A 23467-nucleotide genomic window follows, 5' to 3' on the forward strand; every position below is an offset into this window, starting at 1 on the left:
CCCGACGATGCGTGTGAAGAGGGTCTGCTCAGGGAGGAGCGGGCTCTCGACGGCAGGGAGGACACCTCATATGACCACCGGACCATCGAGCGTGCCGAAGACGATGCGGGCCGGCGTGCTCGTCGCGGCGAAGAGCATCGAGCTTCACGAGCGGCCCGTGCCGCGGCCGGCCGACGACGAGGTGCTCGTCCGGGTGACCGCCGTCGGGGTCTGCGGCTCGGACGTCCACTTCTACCGCGACGGACACCTCGGGGACTGGACGCTGGACGGCCCGCTCGTCCTCGGCCACGAGGCCGGCGGCGTCATCGCCGCAGTGGGAGCGGCAGTCGACCCCTCGCGCATCGGGGAGCGGGTGTCGATCGAGCCCCAGCATCCGACCCCGACGTCGGCGGAGACCCTTCGCGGCGCCTACAACCTCGACCCCGGCATCCGCTTCTACGCCATCCCGGGCACCGACGGTGCGTTCCAGGAGTACGCGGTCATCCAGGGGCATTTCGCCCACCGCGTCCCCGACGCGGTCTCCGACCACGCCTCGGCCCTGCTCGAGCCCCTCTCGGTCGCCGTCGCGACCGCCCGCAAGGCCGCCTTCGCCGCCGGGGAGAGGGTCCTCATCACGGGCGCGGGCCCCGTCGGCCTCGCCGTCGCACAGGTCGCCCGCGCGTCGGGCGCGAGCGAGGTGCTCGTCTCGGACATCAGCGAGGCCCGCCGCGCGAGCGCGCTCCGGTTCGGCGCGACGGCCGCCCTCGATCCCGTCGGCGACGCCGAGGGGCTGGCAGGCGCCGGAGTCGACGCCTTCGTCGACGCATCGGGCGCGGCGAGCGCCGTGCGATCCGGCCTCGAGGGCCTGCGCCCCGGCGGTCGCGCCGTGCTCGTCGGGATGGGCCTGCCGGAGATCCCCTTCCCCGTCACCCGCATCCAGAACAAGGAGCTGACCCTCACGGGCATCTTCCGCTACGCCAACACGTGGCCGGCGGCCATCGCGCTCGTCGCCTCAGGGCTCGTCGACCTCGACGGCATGGTGACGGGGACGTACGGTCTCGACCGCGTGCAGGACGCCCTCGAGTCGACCGCCGACCCGCACACGATCAAGTCGATCGTCGAGCCGCAGGCCTGACGGCGCCGCGCATGACGAGCCCGCCCCGGAGCGGCTCCAGGGCGGGCTCGTCATGAGCGCTCTGAGCGCTTGGTCACGACGCGGTTCTCCGCGCTGACCATCCACGAGAGCTGCTCGAGGCGCTCGAGGATCGAGTGGAGGATGTCGGCGGTCGAAGGATCCTCGTCGTCGACGTCGTCGTGGACCTCCCGGCAGGTCGCCGTCACGACGTCGAGGCGTTCCGTGATGAGGTCGATGACCTCGTGCGTCTCGATCTCGCCCTGCGGGAACTCCGGCAGCGACGTCGTCTGCGCGACGAGGTCGCTGCGTCCGTCGGGGAGCGCATGGAGCGCGCGCATCCGCTCGGCGACCGTGTCGGAGAACTCCCTGGCCGCGGCGATGACCTCGTCGAGCTGGAGGTGCGTGTCGCGGAAGTTCGGCCCGACGACGTTCCAGTGCGCCTGCTTGCCCTGGAGCGAGAGCTCGATCAGGTCCACGAGGACCTTCTGCGTGTTCTCGGCGAGGGCCTTCGAGGCGCTGAACCCGCGCTCTGCGTTCTGGTCCCGGGTGGTCTTCGCTCCGCTGCCTCCCCGTGCGGGGCGGCGACGGTTCTTCTGCGTCGGATCTTGTGCCGTGGTGCTCATGGATGTCCCTCCTGTGGACTAGGCACGATACTCCGGGGGCCGCTCGCCCCGGGCTGCCTTGACAAAGCGTCCGTTCACGGTGAGACCGGCGTCGTCGGCCCCCGCGTCCCCCGTCCGGAGCGCTCGACATGGCTGCGCGCGTGATCGACGGCGGCCGGCAGGTCGTCGAAGAGGTGCCTGTGGTGACGCAGGGAGGCGAGGACGCCGACGGTGCGGAACAGATCCTCGTGCCCCGGCTGGATGCCCTTGATGAGCACCGTGATGCCGCGGCGCTCGAGCGCACGGACGATGTCGGAGAGCACATGCGCTCCCGTGGCGTCGACGAGCTCGATCTTCGACATGCGGAGGATGACGACCATGACGCCGCGGACCGCGGTGACCTCGTCGAACACCCGATCGGCCGCGGCGAAGATGAGCGGTCCGTCGAACCGGACGATCGCGATCCCCTCGTCGCCCGGCGCCGGCTCTCCCGGGATGGGCTCGCGCTGCACGCCCGCCGTGCGGGAGAGGCTCCGGATCGCGAAGAACCCGGCGAAGGCGATGCCGATGAGCACGGCGACGATGAGATCGAACGACACCGTGATGAGCGCCGTGAGGACGAACGCCGCCGCGTCGGCGCGCGTCGAGCGCAGGATCGACCGGACGGTCGCCCGATGCACCATCCGCCATGCCGTGAGCATCAGCACGCCCGCGAGCCCCGCCAGCGGGATCATCCCGACCGGTCCCGACACGACGAGCACGATCAGCAGGAGCACCCCGGCGTGCACGATCGCCGCGAGTCGCGACCGGCCGCCGGAGCGGACGTTGACCGCCGTGCGCGCGATGGCGCCCGTGGCGGGCATGCCGCCGAAGACGCCCGAGCCGATCGACGCGATCCCCTGCCCGACGAGCTCGCGGTCCGGGTCGTACGGTCCTGTGTCGTCGAGCGACGCCGCGACGCGGGCAGACAGCAGGGACTCGATCGCCGCGAGCGCCGCGACCGTGACGGCGGGTCCGAGCAGGCCGGGCAGGGCCGCGGGAGACAGATCCGGCAGCGTGGGAAGGGGCAGCGTGCGGGGAAGGGCGCCGATCGCCGCGAGCGGGTTCGGCACGACGGCGCACAGCGCCGTCACGACGACGATCCCGACGAGCGACCCCGGGATCGCGGGATGGATGCGCTGCGCGCCGATCATGCAGAGGACGACGACGGCCGCCGCGCCCGCGGCCCACAGGAGGTAGGACCCGTCCGCCGCCGCGAGCGCCTGCGCCGCGGCGACGACCGCGTTCGCGCTGTGCCCGGCGGCGCCCGAGGAGCCGGGCGCGGCGAGCGACGGCACCTGCTGCAGGAAGATGATGACCGCGATCCCGAGCGTGAACCCCTCGATGACCGGCCACGGGATGAAGCTCACCGCGCGTCCCAGCCGCAGCGCGCCCGCCGCCAGCACGATGACGCCGGCGAGGACGCTCACCGCCGCGACGGCTTCGACGCCCTGCGAGGCGACGATGGGCAGCAGGACGACGACCATCGCCCCGGTGGGTCCCGACACCTGCACGTGGGAGCCGCCGAAGACCGCCGCGAGGACGCCCGCGACGATCGCGGTCACCAGCCCGGCCTCCGCGCTCACCCCAGAGCTGACGCCGAAGCCCAGCGCGAGCGGGAGCGCGACGATCCCGACCGTCACGCCGGCGACGAGGTCGCCCCGCCACGTGCGCCGCAGCCCGCGATAGTCCGCACGCGACGGCAGCAGCTCGCCCACGTGCGCGACCGCACGCGCGGCACGTGACCGATGACCGTCGGCGCTCATCGCCGGTCCTGGCCGAGGGCGGGGAGCGCGCGGGCGTCGTCGAGACGTTCGCCGTCCGATCGCAGGATATCCAGCAGCAGCTCCCGCGCCACGGCCAGCATCTCCGCCGCCCGCCCGTGAGCGAGACGGTAGTAGACGTGGCTCCCGCGGCGCTCCGACTCCACGAGCCGGTGCCGTCGCAGCACCGAGAGATGCTGCGAGAGATGCGAGGCCTCCAGCCCGGTCTCGCTCAGCAGCTCCGCGACGCTCACCTCGGCCGACTCCGACAGCAGCTCGAGGATGCGGATGCGGAACGGATGGGCGAGCCCCTTGAAGAGATTCGCCTTGACCTCGTAGAGGGGCCGCTGGGCTTCACTGAATGACATGATGAAACCATCATGTCACCTCCCTTCCGCACATAACGCCTCTCCTCGCTCCGCGCAAGCACTTCCCGGCGGGCCCCGCCCGCGCCTACGGTCGTCTGCGTGCACGATGACGATCCCGGACGCGACGGCCACGAGCCGCTGGAGTCGTACGCCGCGATCGGGGACGGCCGCACGGTCGCGCTCGTGGGCGCGACGGGGCGGATCGACTGGCTCCCGGTGCCCGACATCGCGTCGGCGCCCGTGTTCGCCCGCCTCCTCGACGCGCAGCACGGCGGCTTCATCGCCCTGCAGCCGAGCGTGCCCTGCGCCGTCAGCCGCCGGTACGTCTCCGGGACCAACGTGCTGGAGACGACCTACACGACGGACGACGGCGTGGCCACGGTCACCGACGCCCTCGTGGTCGGCGTCGCGGGCCGTCTGCCGTGGAGCGAGCTGGCCCGCCGCATCGAGGGCGTCTCCGGGAGCGTGCCGTTCACGTGGCGGGTCCAGCCGGGGACCCTCCTCGGCGAGGTCTCGCCGTGGGTCGAGGAGACCGAGCGCGGGGCCGTGATGCGCTGCGACGACATCACCGTCGCCGTCGTCGGCTCCGATCACGACGCGAACGAGCTCGACGCGACGCAGCCGGACGTCGCGGTGACGGGCGGCTTCACGGCGACGGCGTCGTCTCGTCGTCTGCTCGTCGTGGTCGCCACGAGAGACGAGCCGCTGCGCCTGCCCGATCCCGCCAACGTCGACAGGGGCATCGACCGGACCGTGGCGAGCTGGAGGGCGTGGACGCGGGAGTTCTCCTACGACGGCCCGTGGCGGCGGGCCGTGCAGCGCAGCGCGCTCGCCCTCAAGATGCTCGTGCACAGCCCCTCCGGCGCGATCGTGGCCGCGGCGACGACCTCGCTCCCCGAGCGCCCCCGGGGCGGGAAGAACTGGGACTACCGGTTCGCCTGGGTGCGCGACCTCGCCTACACCGTCCGCAGCCTCGTGCACTTCGGGCTGCGCGAGGAGACGCACGCGGCGCTGTCCTGGCTCGTGCGCACCATCCGCGCGAACGGTCCCGACCTCCACGTGTTCTACGACCTCGACGGCTCCCCCGCCACGCACGTCGAGGAGCACCACGCCCCCGGCTGGGCGGGCATCGGCCCGGTCGTCACGGGGAACCCCGCCCAGGGCCAGCTGCAGCTCGGCGTCTACGCCGACGTCTTCGCGATCTGCCGCACCTGCGTCGACTCCGACACCCTCCTCGATCGTGCGACGGGCCAGCTGCTGGCGAACCTCGCCGATCGCGTGTGCGATCTCTGGCGCCACCCCGACTCGGGGATGTGGGAGCTCGCGGAACAGCGTCACTACACGTCGTCGAAGATGGGGTGCTGGCAGGCGCTCGAGGACGCCGTCCACCTCGCGGAACGGGGACAGATCCCCGGCGACCCGTCGCGCTGGCGGACGGAGCGCGAGCGGATCCGGGCATGGATCGAGGAGAACTGCTGGAACGCGGACGCGGGCGCCTACGTCATCGCCCCCGGCAGCGAGGACCTCGACGCGTCGGTCCTCCTCCACGCGATCAGCGGCTTCGACCGCTCCGAGCGGATGTCCTCCACGATCGACGCGCTCTCCCGAGGGCTCGGCGCGGACGATCTGCTCTACCGGTACACGGGAGCCGACCAGGACGAGCACACCTTCGTCGCCTGCGCGTTCTGGCTCGCGGCCGCTCTCGGCTGCGTGGGGCGCGTGGACGAGGCGACGTCTCTGATGGACCGCCTCGTCCGGCGGACGAACGATGTCGGGCTCCTGTCGGAGATGATCGCGGAGGAGGACGGCGCCTTCTGGGGCAACCTCCCCCAGGCTCTCAGCCACCTCGCGCTCATCGACGCGGCGCTGACCATCCGCACGATGGCCGACGGAGCACGAGGTCGCGGCGAGGGCTGACGGCCCGTCCCCGTCATGGCATCACCCGGCGTCCCCTTCGCCGGTCATCGGAAAGGAACCGGGACGGATCTCGGAATCACGGGCAGGACGGCACTGGTCACCGGCGCCGACTCCGGCATCGGCTGGCACACGGCGCGGACCCTCCTGGAGGAGGGCGTGACGGTCGTCGTCACCGATGTCGACCAGGACCGGCTCGACGAGGCCGCCGCGAGGCTCTCCGCGAAGCCGGGGGCGCTGCACGCGCACGCGGCCGACATCACGAGCGTCGACTCCCTCGCGGCCCTGCACGGGAAGGTCCAGGACGCCGTGGGAGACGTCGACATCCTCGTGCAGTCCGCCGGCGTCACGGGCGCCCAGGGGCTCTTCCACGAGATCACGGACGAGGGCTGGACGAAGACCATCGAGACCGACCTGATCGGGCACGTCCGGCTGGTGCGGCAGTTCCTGCCGTCGTTGCGCACCGGCGGATGGGGCCGGCTCGTGTTCCTCGCCTCCGAGGACGCCGTCCAGCCCTACGACGACGAGCTGCCCTACTGCACGGCCAAGGCCGGCATCCTCGCCCTCGCGAAGGGCCTCTCCCGCTCCTACGCCCGGGAGGGTCTTCTCGTCAACGCCGTCTCGCCCGCCTTCATCCACACGCCGATGACGGACGCGATGATGGACAAGCGCGCGAAGGAGCTCGGCGTCACGCCGAAGCAGGCGATCGCATCCTTCCTCGACGAGGAGCGCCCCTACATGGAGCTCGACCGGCGCGGCGAGCCCGACGAGGTCGCCGCGGTCATCGCGTTCCTCTGCTCGGACCGCGCCTCCTTCGTCAACGGCTCCAACTACCGGGTCGACTCCGGCTCCGTGGCCACCGTCTGAACACGTCGAAAGGACACACCCTCATGGCTCGCGACCAGTACACCTTCACCGACCCCGCGGCGCTGTACGCCGACATCCAGCCCCGCAGCCAGCACCAGCCGGAGCCCGGTCTCGACGCCGACCTCGCGCCGCGGGCCGACCTCGGGGAGGAGACCTATCGCGGCACGGGAAGGCTCACGGGCCGCAAGGCGCTCGTCACGGGGGCCGACTCCGGGATCGGCGCGGCGACCGTCATCGCCTTCGCGCGCGAGGGCGCCGACGTCGTGCTCTCCTATCTGCCGGAAGAGGAGGAGGACGCGCAGCGGATCGTCCGCATCGCGGAGGGGTCCGGGGCCAAGGCCGTCGCCGTCCCCGGAGACCTGCGCGACCGCGACTACGCACGCGAGCTCGTCGCGCGCACGGTCGAGGAGCTCGGCGGGATCGACATCCTCGTGAACAACGCCGGCAAGCAGGTCTACAACGAGGAGATCTCCACGCTTCCCGACGAGCAGATCGACGCCACGCTCGCCACGAACGTCTCGGCGATGTTCTGGATCACGAAGGAGGCCGTCCCTCACCTGCCCGCCGGGGCGTCCGTCATCAACACGACGTCGATCCAGGCGTACTCGCCCTCACCCGTCCTCGTCGACTACGCCACGACGAAGGCGGCCATCAACGCCTTCACGAAGGCCCTCGCCCAGCAGCTGGCGCCGCGGGGCATCCGCGTGAACGCCGTCGCGCCCGGTCCGATCTGGACTCCACTCCAGGTCTCGGACGGGCAGCCCCAGGACAAGATCGCGGAGTTCGGTGAGAGCACACCGCTGGGGCGCATGGGCCAGCCGGCCGAGCTCGCCCCCGCCTACGTGTTCCTCGCGTCCGCCGAGTCGAGCTATGTCCTCGGCGAGACGCTCAACGTCAACGGCGGGATGGTCTCCCCCTGAGCCGACGCGGGCCCGGCCGCGACGTCCGCCGTCGCGGCCGGGCCCGCGCCTCGCTCAGAAGGGGAGGCGCTCCGTCGGCGCGTCGCGCGGGTCCTGCCACCGCTGCTGCGACGGCTGCTCGAAGAGGCGCGTCGCAGGGTCGGGCTCGCGCCGCGTGACGGGCTGCTGCGGCACGGACTGCTGCGGCAGAGGGTGCTGACGCGCGCGGACGATCTCGGCGTCGCGCTCCCAGATGGCGCGCGCGATCACCCGACGGTCCCGCGCGTAGATCATCGCGCGCATCGTCATGGCCAGCAACAGGCCGATGTACCCGCCCGACGTGTTCGCGAAGACGTCGAGGAGGCTCGACACACGAGACTCGAGCGCCGTGGCCTGCGTGAACTCGATGAATCCCGAGTACCCCGGCAGGAGGAAGAGCGCCAGCCACCACGCCCGGCGGGGCAGCGCGAGCCCCAGGAAGAATCCGAGCGGCACGAACATCCCGATGTTCGCCGTGAACTCCAGCTCGTCGAACCCGAACCACTCGGGCACGCCGAAGCGGTAGAGCACGTTCAGCACACGATCCGAGATGCTGCCGAACTCCAGGTCGCTCGGGTCGGGCCAGAGCGTGACCAGCGAGACGAATCCGGCGTAGACGAGGAGCAGGATCGTCGCGACCCACAGCCGTGCGCGACTGCGTGGCGGCTTGCGGCCGAGGACATCGGTCATGCGGGGCCTCCTCCTGGTCGGGTGTGCGATCCCTCGACGATAGACGGCTCACCCTGGCAATGCGCGGGGACGCGGCCGTCGGGCCATCCCCCTCGTCGGTGCGGACGTGCGGTCGTCGGCTCCCGTGACCGCACGTCCGCGCCGACGGGCGGGCCCGCTCAGAACTCCTCGTACTCCGCGGGGTCCTGGTCGGCGAGGCGACCGTCCGGGCGTCCGAGCGCCGTGATCGACGCGACCTCGTCATCCGTCAGCGTGACGTCGAGGGCGCCGAGGTTCTCGTCCTGGCGCGCATCGCTCGCGGCCTTCGGGAGCGGGATGGCCCCGCGCGCGATCGCCCACGCGAGCACGGTCTGGCCCGGTGTCACGTCGTGCGCCGCGGCGATGCCGGCCACCACGGGGTCCTCGAGCAGGTCGTTGCCGCGTCCGAGCGGGCTCCACGCCTCGGTCAGGATGCCGTGGTCGGCATCGAACCGCAGCTGCTCCTCCTGGGGGAAGTACGGGTGGAGCTCGATCTGGTTCACCTCCGGCAGGACCCCGGTCTCCTCCTGGAGCCGCGCCAGGTGCTCGGGCAGGAAGTTGGAGACCCCGATCGCCCGCACGAGGCCGCGCTCGCGCGCCTCGATGAGCGCCCGCCACGCCTCGACGAATCTGCCGGTCTTCGGGTTGGGCCAATGGATGAGGTACAGGTCGAGATACCCCAGGCCCGTGCGGAAGACGCTCTCCTCGATCGTCCGGAGCGCCTGGTCGTAGGCGTGGTGCCTGCCGGGCAGCTTCGAGGTGACGACGACGGACTCGCGGTCGACACCCGACCGCCGCACGCCCTCGCCCACGGAGCCCTCGTTCTCGTAGTTGAACGCGGAGTCGAGCAGCGTGTAGCCCCGGGAGACGGCGCGGGCGATCGTGTCGACGCCCTCCGAGCCCTTGAGCTTGTATGTTCCGAAGCCGAGCACGGGCAGCTCGAGGCCGCCGTGGGAGGTCGTCGTGAGGGTCATGCGGATCGGCCGTCCTTTCGTGGAGACGTGGTCTTCCATCCTTCCTACGCCCGATCGGGCCGGATGGCCAACGGGTTGACGCCGCGGTGCACCGGACCATCCGCGCCGGGACGACGAAAGCGGGGCCGCCCCGAAGGGCGGCCCCGCTCGCAGCGGGTTCCGAGGGAACCTACTTGACGATCTTCGTGACCGTTCCGGCGCCGACCGTGCGGCCGCCCTCGCGGATCGCGAAGCCGAGTCCCTCTTCCAGGGCGATCGGCTGGATCAGCGCGACCGTCAGGTCCGTGGTGTCGCCCGGCATGACCATCTCGGTGCCCTCGGGCAGCGTGATGACGCCGGTGACGTCCGTGGTGCGGAAGTAGAACTGCGGACGGTAGTTCGTGTAGAAGGGGTTGTGGCGACCGCCCTCGTCCTTCGACAGGATGTACGCCGTGCCCTCGAAGTCGGTGTGCGGCGTGACCGAACCCGGCTTCACGACGACCTGGCCGCGCTCGACGTCCTCGCGCTTGAGGCCACGGAGCAGAAGGCCGCAGTTCTCGCCGGCCCATGCCTCGTCGAGCTGCTTGTGGAACATCTCGATGCCCGTGACCGTGGTCTTCTGCGTCGGGCGGATGCCGACGATCTCGACCTCGGAGTTGATCCCGAGCGTGCCGCGCTCGGCGCGGCCCGTGACGACGGTGCCACGACCGGTGATCGTGAAGACGTCCTCGATGGGCATGAGGAACGGCTTGTCCTTGTCGCGCACCGGGTCGGGGATGGACTCGTCGACGGCCTCGACGAGGTCGAGGACCGACTGGACCCACTTCTCGTCGCCCTCGAGCGCCTTCAGCGCCGAGACGCGGACGACGGGGGCGTTGTCGCCGTCGAAGTTCTGCGACGAGAGGAGCTCGCGGACCTCGAGCTCGACGAGCTCCAGGATCTCCTCGTCGTCCACCGCGTCGGCCTTGTTCAGCGCGACGAGCAGGTAGGGGACGCCGACCTGCTTCGCGAGCAGGACGTGCTCGCGGGTCTGCGCCATGGGACCGTCGGTCGCGGCGACCACGAGGATCGCGCCGTCCATCTGGGCGGCACCGGTGATCATGTTCTTGATGTAGTCGGCGTGACCCGGGGCGTCCACGTGAGCGTAGTGGCGCTTGGGCGTCTCGTACTCGACGTGCGAGATGTTGATCGTGATGCCGCGCTGACGCTCCTCAGGAGCCGAGTCGATCGACGAGAAGTCGCGCTGGACGTTGGTGTCCGACGGGTACTTGTCGGCGAGCACCTTCGAGATCGCTGCGGTCAGCGTCGTCTTTCCGTGGTCGACGTGACCGATCGTTCCGATGTTCACGTGCGGCTTGGTCCGCTCGAACTTGGCCTTAGCCACTGGGTCCTCCTCAGGACGGTCGTGTAGGCATCACGGGCGCTGGATTGCGACCGGATCTCTACGGGGATGTTTCTCAGTCTAGTAGAGACTCGTTATGAAGTTTTCGGGTGCCGGGGCCGTCCGGACGGACGGCCCCGGCGGGCCAGCGGGGCCGGGCGACTAGTCGCCCTTGCCCTTCTGGATGATCTCGTCGGCGACGGCCTTCGGGACCTCGGCGTAGCTGTCGAACTCCATGGAGTAGACCGCACGGCCCGACGTCTTCGAACGCAGGTCGCCGATGTAGCCGAACATGCCCGAGAGCGGGACGAGGGCCTTGACGACCTTCACGCCCTGGGCGTCCTCCATCGACTGCATCTGCCCGCGACGCGAGTTCAGGTCGCCGATGACGTCGCCCATGTACTCCTCGGGAGTGCGCACCTCGACGGCCATGAGCGGCTCGAGCAGCACGGGGCCGGCCTTGCGAGCGGCCTCCTTGAACCCCATGGACCCGGCGATCTTGAACGCCATCTCCGAGGAGTCGACGTCGTGCGCCGCGCCGTCGGTCAGCGTCGCCTTGACGCCCACCATCGGGTAGCCGGCGAGGATGCCGACGTTCATCGCGTCCTGGAAGCCGGCGTCGACCGAGGGGATGTACTCGCGCGGGATGCGGCCACCCGTGACCGCGTTCACGAACTCGTACGTCTTGTCGGCCGTGACCTCGAGAGGCTCCAGCTTGAACTGGATCTTCGCGAACTGGCCCGAGCCGCCGGTCTGCTTCTTGTGCGTGTAGTCGTGCCGCTCGACGACCTTGCGGAGCGTCTCGCGGTAGGCCACCTGCGGCTTGCCGACGTTCGCCTCGACCTTGAACTCGCGCTTCATGCGGTCCACGAGGATGTCGAGGTGCAGCTCGCCCATGCCCTTGACGACGGTCTGGCCGGTCTCGGCGTTGTTCTCGACGCGGAACGTCGGGTCCTCCTCCGCGAGCTTCTGGATCGCGAGACCCAGCTTCTCCTGGTCGGCCTTCGTCTTGGGCTCGATCGCGACCTCGATGACCGGCTCGGGGAACGTCATCGACTCGAGCACGACCTGGTTGCCCGGGTCGCTGAGCGTGTCGCCCGTCGTCGTGTCCTTGAGGCCGATGACCGCGTAGATGTGGCCGGCGGTGACCGACTCGACCGGGTTCTCCTTGTTGGCGTGCATCTGGAAGATCTTCCCGATGCGCTCCTTCTTGCCCTTGGTCGAGTTGATGACCTGCGCGCCGGAGTCGAGGTGACCCGAGTACACGCGGATGTAGGTCAGACGCCCGAAGAAGGGGTGCGTGACGACCTTGAACGCGAGAGCCGTGAAGGGCTCGTCGCGATCGGCGTGACGCTCGATGATGCGCTCCTCGTCCTTCGGGTCGTGCGCCTCGATGGCGGGCACGTCGATGGGCGAGGGGAGGTAGTCGACGACCGCGTCGAGCATGGGCTGCACGCCGCGGTTCTTGAAGGCCGAGCCGCAGAGGACCGGGTAGACCTCGCTGGCGATCGTCAGCTTGCGGATGGCGCCCTTGATCTCCTCGACCGTGAGCTCCTCACCGCCGAAGTACTTCTCGAGCAGCGCGTCGTCGGTCTCGGCGACGGTCTCGAGGAGCTTCTCCCGGTACTCCGCCGCCTTGTCGGCGAGGTCCGCGGGGATCTCGCCGGTCTCGTACTTGGCGCCCATGGTCACGTCGCCCTTGGCATCGCCGGGCCACGTGAGCGCGCGCATGTTGACGAGGTCGACGACGCCCACGAAGTCGCTCTCCGCGCCGATGGGCAGCTGGAGCACGAGCGGCTTCGCCTTGAGGCGGTTGACGATGGTGTCGACCGTGAAGTAGAAGTCGGCGCCGAGCTTGTCCATCTTGTTGACGAAACAGATGCGCGGGACGTCGTACTTGTCCGCCTGACGCCACACGGTCTCGGACTGGGGCTCCACGCCCTCCTTGCCGTCGAAGACGGCGACCGCACCGTCGAGGACGCGGAGCGAGCGCTCCACCTCGACCGTGAAGTCCACGTGGCCGGGGGTGTCGATGATGTTGATCTGGTTGTTGTCCCAGAAGCACGTGACGGCAGCGGAGGTGATGGTGATGCCACGCTCCTGCTCCTGCTCCATCCAGTCGGTGGTCGCGCCGCCGTCGTGGGTCTCGCCGATCTTGTGGTTGACGCCCGTGTAGAACAGGATGCGCTCGGTCGTCGTCGTCTTACCGGCATCGATGTGCGCCATGATGCCGATGTTGCGGACCTTCTTGAGGTCGGTGAGCACGTCTTGTGCCACTTGCGTTCTTCCTTACGTGTGGAGAGGGATGAAGCAGGGAGACGGCCCCGGATGCTCCGGAGAGCGATCCGGGGCCGACCCGGTGCGCTTCCTACCAGCGGTAGTGCGCGAAGGCGCGGTTCGACTCGGCCATCTTGTGCGTGTCCTCGCGGCGCTTGACCGCGGCGCCCAGGCCGTTCGAGGCGTCCAGGATCTCGTTCTGGAGGCGCTCGGTCATGGTCTTCTCACGACGACCCTTCGCGTAGCTCACGAGCCAGCGGAGGGCGAGGGTGTTGGCGCGGTGAGGCTTGACCTCGACCGGCACCTGATACGTCGAGCCGCCGACGCGGCGGCTGCGGACCTCGAGCGTGGGGCGCACGTTGTCGAGCGCCTTCTTCAGCGTGGCGACCGCGTCCTGTCCGTTCTTGGCGGCGACGCCCTCGAGCGCGGTGTACACGATGTTCTCGGCGATCGACTTCTTGCCGTCGACGAGGATCTTGTTCACGAGCTGCGTGACGATGGGGGCGCCGTAGACCGGGTCGTTGACGACGGGGCGCTTGGGGGCCGGACCCTTACGAGGCATTCTGACTCAACCCTTCTTCGCGCCGTAGCGGCTGCGAGCCTGCTTACGGTTCTTGACGGCCTGCGTGTCGAGCGCACCGCGGACGATCTTGTAGCGGACACCGGGGAGGTCCTTCACACGACCGCCGCGCACGAGCACGAGCGAGTGCTCCTGGAGGTTGTGGCCCTCGCCGGGGATGTACGCCGTGACCTCGGTGCCGTTGCGGAGCTTGACACGGGCGACCTTGCGCATCGCCGAGTTCGGCTTCTTGGGCGTGGTCGTGTAGACGCGGGTGCAGACGCCTGCCTGCTGCGGGTTCGACTTCAGCGCCGGAGCCTTGGTCTTCGAGACCTTCGGCGAACGGCCCTTGCGAACCAACTGCTGAATAGTTGGCACGATTCTCCTTGTTCGTTGCTGCACGGTGACAGCACGTGATGTTTCACGTAAACCCGCCCCAGCGCACGGACGACGCGGGACTGCCGGCGGGTATGCCGTGGGGGTGGCCTGTTCGCAGGCCCTTCCCGACGATGCGCACACGCGAGGACGCGTGTGCGCACACCCTTCAATGATACGCGGCGTAACACAACCGGTCAAACGCCGGCGCGAACACGCCGGACACAGGAGAAGGGACGCCCCTTGCGGGACGTCCCTTCTCGCTTCGCGTCAGGCGCTAGCGCCTGTTCAGCGCTGCGACTTCAGCTGACGCACGCGGGCCAGGAGCAGAACCCCGCCGGCGACGACGACGAGACCGAAGCCGATCGCCAGAGGCGCGGTGCCGTTGAACTCCGCACCCGTCGGGGCGAGGGGGTCCTCACCCTGGGGGTCCTGCGGGTCGCCGGGCTGCTGCGGCTCCTGCGGGGCAGGAGTCTGCTCGGGGGCCTCGTTCGGCTCCTCGGGCTGCTGCGGCTCCTCGGCCACGGCGGTCACCGTGATGCTGACCACCACGTCGTTGCTCGCGACGCCGTCGACGATCTGACGGGCGGCGACGGTGTGCTCGCCGACGCCGAGCTGGTCGACCGCGATCTCCCAGACGTTGGCCTCGACCGTGGCGCTGCCGACGAGCTGGTCGTCGACGCGGAGCTCGACGGTGGCGCCGTTGAGTCCCTCGCCGACGAATTTCGCGGGCACCGAGCCTTCGACGTACGAGCCGCCGTCGACCGGGTTGATGATCGTCGGGTCGGGCGTGACCGCCTGGCCGACCGAGAACTCGACCGTGGTCTCGTCCGAGGTCTTCCCGTTGATCGTCTGCTGTGCGCTGACGGTGTACGAGCCGGCCTCGTGGATGTCCGCGTCGTACGACCAGTTGCCGTCGGCGTCGGCGGTGACCTTCGCGTTGACGTCGCCCGACAGGGTGACCTCCGCGTTCGCGGCGGCCTCGCCCGCGATCGACGTGACGGGCTCGTCGAACGCCTGGCCGTTCGTCGGCGTGGTGATGGCGGGAGCGGTCGGGAAGACCTGCACGTCGACCGAGGCCGTCGCCGAGGTGTCGAAGCCGCTCGCCGCACGGACGTAGACGGTGTAGTCGCCCGGCGTCGCGGGACCCGTGAGGGTCCACGTGCCGTCGTCGGCGATGGCCGTCTCCGCGGCGTCCTCGAAGGAGGCGTCGGCGCCCTGCGGGAGGAACGCGTACTCGAGCGTCGCGCCCGCGGGGCCCGTTCCGGAGATCTCCGCGTTCCAGGCGATGTTGGCGCCCGACTCGAGCGAGGTGATCGCCGGGTCCTCGAGCGCCAGCGCGACCGTGTACCCGTTGGTTGCAGCCAGGCCGGTCTGGAGGTCGGCGCCCCACAGGTGCTCGACGCCGTCGAGCTGGAACGTCGCGCTCACGACGCCCACGGCGGTGCTGCCCTGGAGGATCGTTCCGCCGGAGTCGCCGGGGATGACCTGGGTCGCGGCCGCGAAGCCCTTGACGAGGCGGCCGTCGACCTCGATGTACCCCTCGTACTCGACGTACGGGTTCACCTGGTCGGTGTCCACGACGCCCGACGAGTAGCCGGTCGTGCGGCCCGAGCGCTGGATGGTCTCGCCGATCTCGGCGGTTCCGACGGCCGTGATGTCCGAGGCCAGCGAAGCGGACAGGTCGTCGAGGTTGGTCCAGTCGCTCAGGGCCGGAACCAGCGTCAGCTCGTCGTTGGTGACGTCGACCGCCGCGATGTCGATGGCGTCCTCGGGCGTGCCCGCCGTGTTGCCGGCGCCGCCGAACTGGTTGAAGCCGACCGTGCCGAGCTCGTAGGTGAGCTCGACCGTCGAGTTGTCGTCGGCCCCGCCGCCCGCGGGGTCGCCCTGGGGATCGGTGAGGTAGACGCTGCCGTACTGGCCGTCGCCGGTGCAGTGGCCAGCGGTGAGGATGGCGGGCTCTCCGTCGGGCGTCCATGCGGGGAAGCCCACCGAGCAGAAGCCGCCGGCGCCGGCCGCGTCGAGAAGCGCGATGCCCGCGCCGCCCACGACGTCCGTGGTCGCCGTCGGCTTCGCGAGCTCGTCCTCCGACACCGTGACGATATGCACGTTCGTGTAGCCGTCCGCGAGCGCGGCGGCGGATGCCGTCGCCTCGACGAGCGCCGAGGTGGAGTCGGCGTCAGCGAGCTGCTGAACGATGACGCCGCCGTCGCCGTTCTTCAGGACGCCCGTGACGGATTCGTCCTGGAAGAACTGCAGAGCCAGCTGATCGAATGCGGCGCCCTCGGTCGGCGCGACAGCGCCCTCCTCGGCCGACGCGGAGGTGGCGACGACGCCACCGAACGCCAGCGCCGATGCGACGCCCAGTGCGCCGAGACGCACGCCGCGCTTTGTTGAAGACTTCAAGCCAGTCCCCGATCTTGTATGGAAACACTTCTTCGGACACCGGGGATGGAAGCTCAGTGTCGATCCGCCCCGGAGGCCGTGACTCTCGGGAGAGACACAGCAAACCCAGATTAGACGCACACCTACTATGAAAAGCAAGTCCACATTCAACGACATGGACGGGGATCACCATGGGCACGACACGGTTACGGTCGGCGACGGCGCTGGCATTCGTGGGTCTGGCACTCGCGGGATGCGCGTCGGGAGCGGGTTCGGAGGACGATGCGAGCTCGGTCGTGGGGACGTGGCAGAGCAGTGAGGCGAACGAGCCGTACCTCAGCTTCGACGACGACGGCACCTTCGACGGAAACGACGGCTGCAACGGGCTTTCCGGGCAGTACGAGCAGGATGGCGACACCGTCACGGTGACGTTCTCGGCCAGCACCCTGCGCGGCTGCGAGGGGGTCGACACGTGGCTGTCGGAGCTCTCGACCATCGAGGTCGGCGATGCCTCGCTCGAGATCTACGACAGCTCCGGAGAGCTGCTCGGGTCCCTCGCCCGAGACGACTGACCACACCATCCGCATGGGTAGTTCTGCCCATGAAAGAAATCGTCATCCCCGTCCGATGCCGGACGGGGATGACGTCTTCCGAGGCTATCTTCCGGGATCCGCGAAGAACCCGTCGGGGCCGAACGGGGTGTCCAGCGACTCCGTGAGCTCCGCGAGCATCGCCTCGACCTGCGGCTCGACGTACTCCACGATCGCGGCCTGGATGCGCAGACGATGCCCGAGCAGCAGCGAGCAGATCTCCCTTCCGACGAGATTGGCGTACTCGTCGGCGAGGCCGACCTCCTGCCGCAGCGCCGCCTTCGCCTCCGCCGACAGCGGAGGGAGGCTCGGCACCTCCGCATCGGCCTCCGTGGCCATCCCCTCGATCGTGAAGAGGAAGGGCGCGCCCGGCAGGGGATCGGGATCGAGCGGCAGCCCTTCGTACTCCGGCGCCAGGTCTTCGCCCGGTCGGTAGGAGCGGGCGCGGTTGCGCTCCGACTGCTGGTCGAGCTCGGCCTGCAGCATCGGCAGGTTGCGCGCCGTGTAATCGCTCACGGCATGGTCGACGATCGTCTTGATGCGGGTGGAGAGCCCGTGCTGCACGCCATGCGGCACGTCGGAGCCGACTCCCGCGGCCGAGAGGACGGGCGACCCGAAGCAGCGCCGGCAGGGAGCCGAGCGGCCGCGGTGCGTCGCGGGCTGCCAGCGCGGCAGCCACCGGAGCCAGGCCTCCACAGCCTGCGCCACCTGCGATTCCAGTGAGCGCGCCATACAGAGAGCGTAGGGCTTCCCCCGCCGTCCGAGCGGGTGGAAACGGCCTACTCCCCCTCGTGGCGCTCCCACGGCCACCTCGGCGGACGGGCCCGCGTCCGCCGCACCGCGACCGCGACCCAGGCCGCGACGCCGGCGGCCGCCGCGAGGAGCGGCACCTGCCACCCGATGAGCACCTGCCCCACCGCCGCGGTCGAGGCCGCCGCGCCGGCGCCGAACAGGAGCGCGAGCAGCCACAGCGACGCACAATAGGACGCCGCGACGCCCGCCATCACGCCGATCACCGCCGTGAAGCGCGGACGTGCCCTGCGCAGGACGGGCTGCAGCGCGAGGCCGAACCCCGCGACGGACACGACCACGGCGAGCACGCCAGGGACGATGTCGATCCCGGGCGTGGCGATGACATCCGTCTCCGTCAGGAGGCTCCCGAACCCGAGGACGCACACGACCAGCGCGCCGTACCCGCAGACGGCGAAGGCGAGGAGCGCCCCCGGGGGAAGCCCCTCGCCTTCGCGAGCCCGACCGGTCATGCCGACAACGTCGGTCCCGCCTCGAGGGTGCGCTCGTACTCGGCCTGAGCCTCGGCGTTCTGCGCGGTCACCTTGGCTCCGCGCCGGGCGGCCCACGCGCCGAACCAGATCGTGATCTCGCGACCGAGGACGAAGGCGATGATCGCGAGCGGAGAGAGCAGCGTGTCGAGCGTGAGCTGGGTGCTCTCGGTCGCGGTGATCATCCAGAAGGGCGCCTGGAAGAGCTGCCCCAGGATGTGGCCGGCATACGAGACGACGCCGACGAGGAGGCCGAAGACGACCCACGACCCCCAGCGCGCGCGGTTCACGACGGCGCCGAGGAGCCAGAACCCCAGCCAGAACACGACGACGGGGACCCACAGCGCGAAAGAGGTGGCGATCCCGATCGCGACCGAGCCGATGTCGGCGGCCGCCAGGTCTCCGCGGACGGCGCGCTCGACGAGCATCGCCGCGAAGAAGAGGACGGCGAAGACCACGGCGGCGACCAGTCCGATGAGGCCCGCGGCGCCGCGGTTGCCGCGCACCTTCGGCGGCTCGGGCGCCTGCACGAAGATGGGCGTCGGTGCGACGGGTGCCGCCGGGGCGGACGTGTCGGGGACGGGCTCGCTCGCCGTCACCGCGGGAGCGGGCTCGGGCTCGGCGGCGGAGAACGTCTGCGTCTGAGCCGGCTCGAACCACGGGTCGCCCTTGACGCGCTCGCCGTCTGCGGCGGAGGCCGTCGACGAGTCGTTCGCACTCGCGTTGCGGCGCTCGAACTCCTCGAGCTCCGCGGCGAGGGCGGCGTAGTCCGGCTCGCGGTCGCCGTCGGGAGTCGTGTCCTCGCGAGCGGCACGCCCGGCGGCCGCATCCTCCTGGAGGCCGGCGCGATCTGCGCGAGCAGCGCGGGTGTCGCCGGCGGGCGCGGCCGCCGCCGGGGACACCTCCTGCGCAGGGGGCGTGGCGGACCGGGTCGTCGCGTCGTCCTCGCCGACCGCATCCGGCAGCGCGGAGCGCGAGTCCGGCTCGTCCCCCGCTGGCGCGGTCTCGGCCCGTTCGGGCGAATCGGCGCCTCCGACGGTCTCGGGCGCGTCGTCGACAACCGGCTCCTCGTTCGGACCGCCGGTGACGGGTTCCCTGTTCGACCCCTGGGCGTCGCTCATCAGAAGCACTCCTCACGACGGGGACTCTCCCCTAGAGACCGAGATTACCCGTGGCCTCCGGCGTGTCGCGTGAGCCTCGCCGCGGAATGTCGCGGATCCGCTACCGAGCGGGGGTGATCGAACGCAGCCAGTCGAAGAAGTACTGGACCACGCCGACGAGCCACTCGCCCACGACGGGGAAGAACGGCAGCGCAGCCCAGACGATCCCCGCCACGACCGCAAGGCTCACCAGGCCCACGGCCCAGGCCACCACCGGTTCGCGTCCCCCGATCGCCATGTCCCCAGGGTAGGACGCGGAAGACGGAGAGAGGCCCCGGGGCGAACCCGGGGCCTCTCTCCGTCGACTCATGCCGGATCAGTTATATGTTCCCGGCGTGAAGTCGTCGGTCGTGAAGGCGTCGAAGTCCACGAACGAGTAGTCGCCCTCCGCGTACGCGCCGTCCGACGCGAAGATGCGGTTGGGGTAGCGCTCGCTCTTGGCCTCCTCCGTCGCCTCGACGACGACGTCGCGGTACTTCGCGAGGCCGGTGCCCGCAGGGATGAGCTTTCCGATGATGACGTTCTCCTTGAGACCGATCAGCGGATCGCGCTTGCCCTGCAGCGCGGCCTCCGTGAGCACGCGCGTCGTCTCCTGGAACGACGCCGCCGACAGCCACGACTCCGTCGCGAGCGACGCCTTCGTGATCCCCATCAGCTCCGGACGGCCCGACGCAGGGCGCTTGCCCTCGGCGATCACCGCGCGGTTGATGTCCTGGTACCGGCGCATGTCGACCATCTCACCCGGCAGCAGGTCGGTCTCGCCGTGATCGACGACGGTGACCTTCCGCAGCATCTGACGGACGATGACCTCGATGTGCTTGTCGTGGATCGGCACGCCCTGGGAGCGGTACACGCCCTGCACGCCGCTGACGAGGTACTTCTGCACCTCGCGAGCGCCCTGCACGCGCATGATCTCCTTCGGGTCGCGCGTTCCGACCTGGATGGAGTCGCCCACGGACACGTGCTGCCCGTCCTCGACGAGAAGCGTCGCGCGCTTCAGCACCGGGTAGACGTGCGGCTCGTCGCCGTTGTCGGGCGTGAGGATGACCTTCTTCTGCTTCTCGGTCTCCTCGATCGTGATGCGTCCGTCGGCCTCCGCGATGGGAGAGGCGCCCTTCGGGGTACGGGCCTCGAACAGCTCCTGCACGCGGGGAAGACCCTGCGTGATGTCGTCCGCCGAGGCCGAGCCGCCGGTGTGGAACGTGCGCATCGTCAGCTGCGTGCCGGGCTCGCCGATCGACTGGGCCGCGATGATGCCGACGGCCTCGCCGATGTCGACGAGGTTCCCCGTCGCGAGGGAGCGACCGTAGCAGCGGGCGCAGACGCCCACCGCGGAGTCGCACGTGAGGACCGAGCGCACCTTGATGGAGGTGACGCCCGCCTCGACGAGGGCGTCGATGAGGACGTCGCCGACGTCCTGACCGGCCTCGGCGAGAACCGTTCCGTCCTCGGCCACCACGTCGACGGCCAGGCTGCGGGCGAACACCGAGTTCTCGACGTTCGCGTCGCGCACCAGCACGCCCGAGGAGTCCGCCGCGGCGATCGGGTACTCGAGGCCCTTCGACGTGCCGCAGTCCTCCTCGCGGATGATGACGTCCTGCGAGACGTCGACGAGACGACGCGTGAGGTAACCGGAGTCGGCGGTGCGCAGAGCCGTGTCGGCCAGACCCTTGCGGGCGCCGTGGGTGGCGATGAAGTACTCCGCGACCGACAGTCCCTCGCGGTACGAGGAGATGATCGGACGAGGGATGATCTCGCCCTTGGGGTTGTTCACCAGACCGCGGATGCCCGCGATGTTCCGGATCTGCAGCCAGTTTCCACGAGCACCCGACGACACCATGCGGTTGATGGTGTTGTCCTCGGGGAAGTTGGCGCGCATCTCCTTCTGGATCTCGTCCGTGGCCTCGGTCCAGATGCGGACCAGCTCGGTGCGGCGCTCCTCGTCGGTGGTGAGGCCCTTCTCGTACTGGGCGGTGACCTTCGCGGCCTGCTGCTCGTACTTCGCGACGATCTCGCCCTTGTTGGCCGGGGTGAGGACGTCGCTCAGCGCGACCGTGACGCCGGAACGCGTGGCCCAGTAGAAGCCCGTGTCCTTGATCTTGTCGAGCGTCTCCGCCACGACGACCTTGGGGTACTCCTCCGCCAGCTTGTTGACGATCTGCGAGAGCTTGCCCTTGTCGGCCTGCTCGCGCACGAAGGGGTAGCCCTTCGGCAGCTGGTCGTTGAAGATCGCCTGGCCGAGCGAGGTGTCGACGAGACCGTGCTTCTCGTAGCCCTCGGGAGCCTGGCCCTCCAGGAACGTCAGGCCGGGGACGCGGATGCGCACCTTGGACTGCAGGTCGAGGGTGCCCTCCTCCTTGGCGAGCTGCGCCTCCCACACCGAGCCGAACACTCGGCCTTCGCCGGCCGCGCCGTCCTTGAGCGTCGTGATGTGGTGCAGGCCGATGATCATGTCCTGCGAGGGCAGGGTCACCGGACGGCCGTCCGACGGCTTCAGGATGTTGTTCGACGCGAGCATGAGGACGCGGGCCTCGGCCTGAGCCTCGACCGACAGCGGCAGGTGGACGGCCATCTGGTCGCCGTCGAAGTCGGCGTTGAACGCCGCGCAGACGAGCGGGTGGAGCTGGATGGCCTTGCCCTCGACGAGCTGGGGCTCGAACGCCTGGATGCCCAGACGGTGCAGCGTGGGCGCGCGGTTCAGGAGAACCGGGCGCTCGCGGATGATCTCCTCGAGCACGTCCCACACCTCGGGACGCGTGCGCTCGACCGCGCGCTTGGCCGCCTTGATGTTCTGCGAGTGACCGAGGTCGATCAGGCGCTTGATGACGAACGGCTTGAACAGCTCGAGCGCCATCTGCTTGGGCAGACCGCACTGGTGCAGCTTGAGCTGCGGGCCGACGACGATGACCGATCGGCCCGAGTAGTCGACGCGCTTGCCGAGCAGGTTCTGCCGGAACCGCCCCTGCTTGCCCTTGAGCATGTCGCTGAGCGACTTCAGGGCGCGGTTGCCCGTGCCCGTGACGGGACGACCGCGGCGGCCGTTGTCGAACAGCGCGTCGACGGCCTCCTGGAGCATCCGCTTCTCGTTGTTCACGATGATCTCGGGTGCCCCGAGGTCGAGCAGACGGCGCAGACGGTTGTTGCGGTTGATCACGCGGCGGTAGAGGTCGTTCAGGTCGCTCGTGGCGAAGCGGCCTCCGTCCAGCTGCACCATCGGGCGCAGCTCCGGCGGGATGACCGGGACGACGTCGAGCACCATGGCCGCCGGGCTCATGCCCGTCGTCATGAAGGAGTTGACGACCTTCAGGCGCTTGATCGCGCGGATCTTGCGCTGCCCCTTGCCCTCGGCGATCTGCGTGCGCAGCGACTCCGCCTCGGCGGGCAGGTCGAACGCGGCCAGGCGGCGCTGGATCGACTCGGCGCCCATGTGCGCCTCGAAGTACTGGCCGAAGCGGTCCTGCAGCTCCTGGAAGACGTCGTCCTCCGCCTTGAGCTCGCCGACCTTGAGGGAGCGGAACTCCTCCCACATCCGCTCGAGCTTGGCGACCTGCTCGTCCGCGCGCTTGCGGATGAGCGTCATCTCCTTCTCGGCGGCGTCGCGGACCTTCTTCTTCTGATCGGCCTTGGCGTCCTCGGCCTCGAGCGCGGCGAGCTCCTCCTCCAGCTTCTGGAGGCGGTCGGCGATGCGCGCGTCCCGGCGGTCGCCGAGGTTCTTGATCTCGAGGCGCAGGTTGTTCTCGTGCGTCGGAAGGTCGCGGTGGCGCGCCTCCTCGTCGACCGAGATGACCATGTAGGCGGCGAAGTAGATGACCTTCTCGAGGTCCTTCGGCGCCATGTCGAGCAGGTACCCCAGGCGCGAGGGGACGCCCTTGAAGTACCAGATGTGCGTCACGGGCGCGGCGAGCTCGATGTGGCCCATGCGCTCGCGGCGGACGGAGCTCTTGGTGACCTCCACGCCGCAGCGCTCGCACACGATGCCCTTGAAGCGGACGCGCTTGTACTTGCCGCAGGCGCACTCCCAGTCGCGGCTGGGGCCGAAGATCTGCTCTCCGAAGAGGCCGTCCTTCTCGGGCTTGAGCGTGCGGTAGTTGATGGTCTCGGGCTTCTTGACCTCGCCGAAGGACCAGCGACGGATGTCGTCGGCGGTGGCCAGGCCGATGCGAAGCTCATCGAAAGTTGTTGCGTCGAGCAATT

The 23467-nt window shown here is 69.9% G+C and carries 20 protein-coding genes; 5 read left to right on the top strand and 15 right to left on the bottom strand.

Annotated elements, in window-relative coordinates; translation table 11 throughout:
* The first annotated feature begins 70 nt into the window (after positions 1-70).
* Positions 71-1114 (top strand): NAD(P)-dependent alcohol dehydrogenase, encoded by a 1044-nt coding sequence (locus N8K70_RS13515; protein ID WP_317138869.1) that lies wholly within the window; start codon positions 71-73, stop codon positions 1112-1114.
* 50 nt (positions 1115-1164) lie between these two features.
* Here N8K70_RS13515 and N8K70_RS13520 read toward each other — a convergent pair whose 3' ends face one another.
* The 3 genes from N8K70_RS13520 to N8K70_RS13530 form a co-directional block, all read right to left on the bottom strand.
* Positions 1165-1737 (bottom strand): Dps family protein, encoded by a 573-nt coding sequence (locus tag N8K70_RS13520; RefSeq protein ID WP_317138870.1) that lies wholly within the window; start codon positions 1735-1737, stop codon positions 1165-1167.
* A 74-nt stretch (positions 1738-1811) separates the two neighbouring features.
* Positions 1812-3521, bottom strand: a complete 1710-nt coding sequence (locus N8K70_RS13525) for a SulP family inorganic anion transporter (RefSeq protein WP_317138871.1) — start codon at positions 3519-3521, stop codon at positions 1812-1814.
* Positions 3518-3886, bottom strand: coding sequence for an ArsR/SmtB family transcription factor (locus N8K70_RS13530; RefSeq protein ID WP_317138872.1), 369 nt, complete (start codon positions 3884-3886; stop codon positions 3518-3520). The genes N8K70_RS13525 and N8K70_RS13530 overlap by 4 nt, the downstream gene beginning before the upstream one ends.
* 99 nt (positions 3887-3985) lie before the next feature.
* Between N8K70_RS13530 and N8K70_RS13535 the strand changes: the two genes are divergently transcribed.
* From N8K70_RS13535 to N8K70_RS13545, 3 genes are read left to right on the top strand one after another with little or no spacing between them, the layout of a single operon-like run.
* On the top strand, positions 3986-5803 hold the full coding sequence (locus N8K70_RS13535; RefSeq protein ID WP_317138873.1) for a glycoside hydrolase family 15 protein: 1818 nt from the start codon (positions 3986-3988) through the stop codon (positions 5801-5803).
* Positions 5804-5818: 15 nt separating this feature from the next.
* Positions 5819-6667: an SDR family NAD(P)-dependent oxidoreductase gene (locus N8K70_RS13540; protein ID WP_317138874.1), complete on the top strand. Its 849-nt coding sequence runs from the start codon at positions 5819-5821 to the stop codon at positions 6665-6667.
* 23 nt (positions 6668-6690) lie between these two features.
* Positions 6691-7587 (top strand): glucose 1-dehydrogenase, encoded by an 897-nt coding sequence (locus tag N8K70_RS13545; RefSeq protein WP_317138875.1) that lies wholly within the window; start codon positions 6691-6693, stop codon positions 7585-7587.
* Positions 7588-7641: 54 nt separating this feature from the next.
* Here the strand turns inward: N8K70_RS13545 and N8K70_RS13550 are convergent, their stop codons facing one another.
* From N8K70_RS13550 to N8K70_RS13580, 7 genes are all read right to left on the bottom strand, one after another.
* Positions 7642-8295, bottom strand: a complete 654-nt coding sequence (locus N8K70_RS13550; protein ID WP_317138876.1) for a VanZ family protein — start codon at positions 8293-8295, stop codon at positions 7642-7644.
* A gap of 158 nt (positions 8296-8453) precedes the next feature.
* Positions 8454-9287, bottom strand: coding sequence for an aldo/keto reductase (locus N8K70_RS13555; protein ID WP_317138877.1), 834 nt, complete (start codon positions 9285-9287; stop codon positions 8454-8456).
* A 169-nt stretch (positions 9288-9456) separates the two neighbouring features.
* The gene (tuf, locus tag N8K70_RS13560; protein ID WP_317138878.1) at positions 9457-10650 is read right to left on the bottom strand and encodes an elongation factor Tu; all 1194 of its coding nucleotides are present in this window, start codon (positions 10648-10650) and stop codon (positions 9457-9459) included.
* 159 nt (positions 10651-10809) lie between these two features.
* Positions 10810-12924: an elongation factor G gene (gene fusA, locus N8K70_RS13565; protein WP_317138879.1), complete on the bottom strand. Its 2115-nt coding sequence runs from the start codon at positions 12922-12924 to the stop codon at positions 10810-10812.
* 91 nt (positions 12925-13015) lie between these two features.
* The gene (rpsG, locus tag N8K70_RS13570) at positions 13016-13486 is read right to left on the bottom strand and encodes a 30S ribosomal protein S7 (protein ID WP_317138880.1); all 471 of its coding nucleotides are present in this window, start codon (positions 13484-13486) and stop codon (positions 13016-13018) included.
* Between the two features lie 6 nt (positions 13487-13492).
* A complete protein-coding gene (rpsL, locus tag N8K70_RS13575; protein WP_013584051.1) occupies positions 13493-13861 on the bottom strand; it encodes a 30S ribosomal protein S12 in 369 nt (122 codons plus the stop codon).
* Between the two features lie 285 nt (positions 13862-14146).
* Positions 14147-16264 (bottom strand): S1 family peptidase, encoded by a 2118-nt coding sequence (locus N8K70_RS13580; protein WP_317138881.1) that lies wholly within the window; start codon positions 16262-16264, stop codon positions 14147-14149.
* Between the two features lie 212 nt (positions 16265-16476).
* On the opposite strand from N8K70_RS13580, the gene N8K70_RS13585 reads away from it, so the two are divergent.
* Positions 16477-16815, top strand: a complete 339-nt coding sequence (locus tag N8K70_RS13585; protein WP_317138882.1) for an META domain-containing protein — start codon at positions 16477-16479, stop codon at positions 16813-16815.
* Positions 16816-16899: 84 nt separating this feature from the next.
* On the opposite strand, the gene N8K70_RS13590 is transcribed toward N8K70_RS13585, so the two are convergent.
* The 5 genes from N8K70_RS13590 to rpoC all read right to left on the bottom strand — a co-directional run bounded on the left by N8K70_RS13590 (position 16900) and on the right by rpoC (position 23465).
* The gene (locus N8K70_RS13590) at positions 16900-17565 is read right to left on the bottom strand and encodes a spermidine/putrescine ABC transporter substrate-binding protein (protein WP_317138883.1); all 666 of its coding nucleotides are present in this window, start codon (positions 17563-17565) and stop codon (positions 16900-16902) included.
* Between the two features lie 47 nt (positions 17566-17612).
* A complete protein-coding gene (locus N8K70_RS13595) occupies positions 17613-18095 on the bottom strand; it encodes a hypothetical protein (protein ID WP_317138884.1) in 483 nt (160 codons plus the stop codon).
* On the bottom strand, positions 18092-19234 hold the full coding sequence (locus N8K70_RS13600; protein WP_317138885.1) for an ABC transporter: 1143 nt from the start codon (positions 19232-19234) through the stop codon (positions 18092-18094). Before N8K70_RS13600 ends, N8K70_RS13595 begins: the two co-directional genes overlap by 4 nt.
* A 100-nt stretch (positions 19235-19334) precedes the next feature.
* Entirely contained in the window at positions 19335-19511 is a 177-nt protein-coding gene (locus tag N8K70_RS13605; RefSeq protein WP_317138886.1) for a hypothetical protein, read from the bottom strand.
* Positions 19512-19589: 78 nt separating this feature from the next.
* Positions 19590-23465 carry a DNA-directed RNA polymerase subunit beta' gene (gene rpoC / locus N8K70_RS13610; protein ID WP_317138887.1) on the bottom strand — a complete coding sequence of 1292 codons (3876 nt, stop codon included), beginning with the start codon at positions 23463-23465 and terminating at the stop codon, positions 19590-19592.
* Positions 23466-23467: the final 2 nt, after the last annotated feature.

The sequence above is a fragment of the Microbacterium sp. AB genome, assembly GCF_032878875.1.
GTDB classification, from domain to species: domain Bacteria; phylum Actinomycetota; class Actinomycetes; order Actinomycetales; family Microbacteriaceae; genus Microbacterium; species Microbacterium betulae.

Bases quoted from the DNA above. Each gene is read 5' to 3' on its own strand.
- N8K70_RS13515 (WP_317138869.1), top strand. From the start codon at position 71: ATGACCACCGGACCATCGAGCGTGCCGAAGACGATGCGGGCCGGCGTG.
- N8K70_RS13520 (WP_317138870.1), bottom strand. From the start codon at position 1,737: ATGAGCACCACGGCACAAGATCCGACGCAGAAGAACCGTCGCCGCCCC.
- N8K70_RS13525 (WP_317138871.1), bottom strand. From the start codon at position 3,521: ATGAGCGCCGACGGTCATCGGTCACGTGCCGCGCGTGCGGTCGCGCAC.
- N8K70_RS13530 (WP_317138872.1), bottom strand. From the start codon at position 3,886: ATGTCATTCAGTGAAGCCCAGCGGCCCCTCTACGAGGTCAAGGCGAAT.
- N8K70_RS13540 (WP_317138874.1), top strand. From the start codon at position 5,819: ATGGCATCACCCGGCGTCCCCTTCGCCGGTCATCGGAAAGGAACCGGG.
- N8K70_RS13545 (WP_317138875.1), top strand. From the start codon at position 6,691: ATGGCTCGCGACCAGTACACCTTCACCGACCCCGCGGCGCTGTACGCC.
- N8K70_RS13550 (WP_317138876.1), bottom strand. From the start codon at position 8,295: ATGACCGATGTCCTCGGCCGCAAGCCGCCACGCAGTCGCGCACGGCTG.
- N8K70_RS13555 (WP_317138877.1), bottom strand. From the start codon at position 9,287: ATGACCCTCACGACGACCTCCCACGGCGGCCTCGAGCTGCCCGTGCTC.
- rpsG (WP_317138880.1), bottom strand. From the start codon at position 13,486: ATGCCTCGTAAGGGTCCGGCCCCCAAGCGCCCCGTCGTCAACGACCCG.
- N8K70_RS13590 (WP_317138883.1), bottom strand. From the start codon at position 17,565: ATGGCGCGCTCACTGGAATCGCAGGTGGCGCAGGCTGTGGAGGCCTGG.
- N8K70_RS13595 (WP_317138884.1), bottom strand. From the start codon at position 18,095: ATGACCGGTCGGGCTCGCGAAGGCGAGGGGCTTCCCCCGGGGGCGCTC.
- N8K70_RS13600 (WP_317138885.1), bottom strand. From the start codon at position 19,234: ATGAGCGACGCCCAGGGGTCGAACAGGGAACCCGTCACCGGCGGTCCG.
- N8K70_RS13605 (WP_317138886.1), bottom strand. From the start codon at position 19,511: ATGGCGATCGGGGGACGCGAACCGGTGGTGGCCTGGGCCGTGGGCCTG.